The organism is Streptomyces sp. H51, from assembly GCF_035656535.1.
In the GTDB taxonomy this organism is placed as follows: domain Bacteria; phylum Actinomycetota; class Actinomycetes; order Streptomycetales; family Streptomycetaceae; genus Streptomyces.
The window spans coordinates 1-3,849 of record NZ_JAYMHD010000091.1; the positions used below are offsets into that span (position 1 = coordinate 1).

Consider the following 3,849-nt stretch of genomic DNA (forward strand, 5'->3'; position numbering starts at 1 on the left):
CCGAGTCCTACCAAGCAGCCGTCACCCTCGCAGCCCTGCTGATGTGGGCGTGACATTTGACGACAACTCCTAGGACCACTTCTCCGCGCGGACGAAGGAGCCCTGAAGGCCGTCGAGGCGGACCTTCAGCCAGTGGCGGGTGTTGTTGACCGTGCCCTTGGCGATGATGTGCCCGTTGGGGTTGCACCGCTTCCAGCCGCTGTCCGCGACCTTACGCAGCCTGCCTCCGCCCAGATACTCGAAGATCCGTACCTTCATCGAGGCACGCGTGTTGTAGCACCGCAGGACAGCGCGCGTCGCCCTGCTCGGCGACCTGTAGGCATTGGACTTCCACTTGCCGGTGCTCTGCTTGGGGACCCAGGAGTCCCAGATCGGGTGCCATCCGGCTTGCGCCGAGACGCCCGTGCTGGGGGCAGCCGTCGCGGGATTCGCCACGGCCGTGCCGGAGCCGAGTACCAGCGCAACGGCCGAGATTGTGAGGGTCTTCTTGAGATTCATGCTTGAGGTTCCTTCCACGACGTCGTAAAGGTGGCGTTGCTGGCAGTGCAACGTCGGCCCAGCGGATCGGGCCGACGACGATCAGTATTCGGTCGTGATTCCTCCTTGGTCCGGTTCGTGGATCTGTCTCAAACCAAGAGTTCCGTTGGTCAGGGCTTGGGTAATTGACACAGAGCGCACAGTCGTTGTCATGATGTGAACAACAAGCACGCGGGGGCGGGCCGGTGGGCTGGGCCGAGATGCATACGGTTGACGTGCCGAAGGCTGAGAGGTTCGGCTGTTGGCGCGACCAGCTGATGCAGGATCTCGCACCCACACACATCGCCAGTGAGCACCGCGAGGACTTCCGGGGATCGACCGCTGCGTTGGAGCTCGGGCCCGTCAAGGTGTCCGTCCTGTCGTTCCCGCCCTTGACCGCGGTACGCACCGCGCGGTTGATCCATCGGTCGGATCCCGAGTTGTGGGAGCTGGGATACATGGCCAGCGGGATCATGGTGGTGGACCAGGCACGCAACCATGCTCAGGTCGGAGCAGGCGACCTGCTGCTGTACGACACGTCGCAGCCGGTGCAGATGCAGGTGACCGAGGGCGGCTGGCTGACCATCCTCCACCTGCCGAAACCCGCGGTGCCGCTTCCGGACCGGTCGATGCGGGATCTTCTGTCACGCCGACTCCCCACGCAAGGAACCGGATCCCTGCTCGCGGGGTTCCTCCAAGGGCTGGCTGGTGGCCAGTGGAGCGAGCTGGAGGCCGAACGTCTCGGAGCGGCAGCGGTCCAGCTGGCCTCCGCGTACCTGGGCGGCCTCGCGGACCGGGAGGGTCTGCTGCCGCCGGAGACGCAGCAGACCGTGCTCCTGCGCCGTGTGAAGGCCTTCATCGAGGCAAACCTGACGGAAGCTCGATTATCCCCGCAGACAATCGCGGACGCCCACAACATCTCGGTCCGCTACCTGCACCAACTCTTCCGCCAAGAAAAACAGACCGTGAGCGCCCTCATCCGGGAACTCCGGCTGGACCGGTGCCGGACCGACCTGGCACGGCCCGGCTGTGCCAGCCACCCCATCCGAGCCATCGGAGCGCGGTGGGGGTTCACGGATGCTGCGGTATTCAGCCGGATGTTCAAAGCAGCCTTCGGGATGCCACCCGGCGAATACCGCAGGTGGTTCAGCGCGTGCAGGAGTGCGGGCGATCGTTCCTGAGCCGGCCGTGGTCAGATCCTGCTCGCGCAGCGGGGTGAAGTCGAGCGTCCAGGCGCGGCGACTTCGGCTCGGCGCTGCCGTTCTCCCACTGCCTCACACCCTGGTCGAGACCTCACTGATCGATGTCAGATGCGCGCGACAGCTTCCCGACATGGGTGTGTATCCGGTGAGCGTCGGCGCGGAGGAATGGTCCGGCAAGCTTTCGAGGAGAAGCTGACTCCCTCCATGACCGGGTTTCTCGCCTTGTGCGAGACGCACCTGCCACGAAAGGAATCGGAGATCCGGCCCGCCCGGGCGGCACCATTTCTTGCGCCGACCCTCGCGGCTTCTCTTGCGTGAGCCTCGCCGCCGCGGCGTCTGTGCAGGTCACCCCCCACCGACCAAGGCGTGGCCTGTTCGTGACCACTTCTCTTGGCTCCGCTACACGGACCGGAAGTGGTCTCACCGTGTGAGCAGTTGATCTGGCTCCGTTCACGGCCTGACCCGCGATTGATCCGGGGCGGGCCGGTGGGCTGCCGGTGGTTCCGTGCCGCCGTAGCCGCCCGGATCGCCCGGACCTTCAGAGCGGCGCGACGCCGCAAGTACAAGATCCGAGCCCCCTTCCTTTATTCGCGGGGCACGGGGTACCCCTGGACTGTGAGTGACCGGTTGGCGGACACAGTGCGGAAGGGAGCCGGCCATGGGCGAGGAACGGTTCGAGGACGGCTGGCGGGTGGACGAACGGTGCACGAACTGCGATGTCGCCCGGCAACTCGCCCCCGGCCTGATCGGCGAGGTCGACGGCCACTCGGTCGTTCTGCGCCAGCCGCGCGGCCGAACCGAGGTCCGGCAGCTGAACGCCGCCGCGCACGCCTGTCCCTCCCGGTCGATCCGTCCCCCGGCCGGGCGGCTGGAGGCGGCACTGGACCCCTTCCCGATCGCCCTGGACGACACCGTGCACCTGTGCGGGCACAACTCCCCGCATACCGCAGGGGCCAACTCCTACCTGCTGCGCCGCCCCGACGGCACCGCGATGATGGTGGACACGCCACGTTGGAGCACATCGTTGGCCGCGCGATACGAGGGGCTGGGCCCTGTCACCGATGTCCTGCTCACCCACCGCGACCACGCCGCGCACGGCCGCCGTTACGCCGACCGCTTCGGCGCCCGGCTGTGGATCCACGAGGGTGACCTCGATGCGGCCCCGGACGCGGACCGTGTGCTTCGCGGCACCGACCCGGCGCAGATCGCTGAAGGGGTGGTCGCCGTGCCCTTCCCCGGGCACACCCGAGGCAGCGTGCTGTTCCTCGCGGACGAGCGGTACTGCTTCAGCGGCGACAGCTTCTACTGGTCGCGCACTACAGGGGACATCGAGGTGGCCGACAGTGTCACCTGGTACTCCATCACTGAACTGGCCGCCTCCTTGGCCCGGGCCGCCGACCGGTTGCGCTTCGAGTGGCTGCTGCCAGGCCACGGCGACCGTCGGCGCCTTCCCGCCGACGACATGGCCGAGCGGCTGCAACGTCTGGCGGCGCGCACCCGCGAACTCCAGCCCCGTCCCATCGATTTCAACGCGATGCGCTGGTAACAGTCCGACTCACGCGGTCGTTCCAGGTCGGCCGTGACATGACCGTGGCCGCGCGGATCCTTCAGGCGTGAACAAGCGCCGGGTTCCAGCCGGAATTGGCCGATGCGAGGGGCGCCGGCCGCCATGACAACGTATGCCCGGGCCGTGGGCCTGTGGACAGAGCCAGTGCACCGACGGTGAGCGCACCCGCCGGGTCGGCACTCGCGTCGCCTCCTTCTCCAGGTCCGCTGCCTGCGATATTCCGCCCATTCCAGCAGGGAGAAATCTCCGTCCCGCGACGCTGCGTGACGGCTCGGGGAAACGTCGCTGCCGACGGGGCGTGCCGCTGGAAGACTGAGGCTGCGGGGATGACCACGCAGCGGCTGCCGTTCCCAGTCCCGGACGAACGCGCCCACTACTTCGTCGACAGCTACGCCGACATGCGAGCGACCTCGTTGAGGACCTGGTCGTGCCCGTCGGCCTGCCCGAGGCTGCGACACTCCTCCTGCGTACGGCCCGCGACTGCCGACTGGGTGTGCTGATGAACTGTCGGGGGTTGACGGAGTTGGTCGTGCTGAACATCGGGTTGGGTCTGGGGGTGATCGG

The 3,849-nt window shown here is 67.4% G+C and carries 3 protein-coding genes; 2 read left to right on the forward strand and 1 reads right to left on the reverse strand.

What is annotated here, in order from left to right; translation table 11 throughout:
* Positions 1 to 69: 69 nt before the first annotated feature.
* The gene (locus VKA29_RS36525) at positions 70 to 498 is read right to left on the reverse strand and encodes a hypothetical protein (RefSeq protein ID WP_324790387.1); all 429 of its coding nucleotides are present in this window, start codon (positions 496 to 498) and stop codon (positions 70 to 72) included.
* A gap of 254 nt (positions 499 to 752) precedes the next feature.
* Here VKA29_RS36525 and VKA29_RS36530 point away from each other — a divergent pair, with 254 nt between their 5' ends.
* Together VKA29_RS36530 and VKA29_RS36535 are read left to right on the forward strand one after the other, a co-directional pair.
* The gene (locus VKA29_RS36530) at positions 753 to 1,697 is read left to right on the forward strand and encodes a helix-turn-helix domain-containing protein (RefSeq protein WP_324790388.1); all 945 of its coding nucleotides are present in this window, start codon (positions 753 to 755) and stop codon (positions 1,695 to 1,697) included.
* 679 nt (positions 1,698 to 2,376) lie between these two features.
* Complete coding sequence (locus tag VKA29_RS36535) at positions 2,377 to 3,264, forward strand: MBL fold metallo-hydrolase (RefSeq protein ID WP_324790389.1); 888 nt, start codon at positions 2,377 to 2,379, stop codon at positions 3,262 to 3,264.
* Positions 3,265 to 3,849: the final 585 nt, after the last annotated feature.

Excerpts from the sequence above, each read along its gene's own strand:
- VKA29_RS36525 (WP_324790387.1), bottom strand. The coding sequence starts at position 498 with ATGAATCTCAAGAAGACCCTCACAATCTCGGCCGTTGCGCTGGTACTC.
- VKA29_RS36535 (WP_324790389.1), top strand. The coding sequence starts at position 2,377 with ATGGGCGAGGAACGGTTCGAGGACGGCTGGCGGGTGGACGAACGGTGC.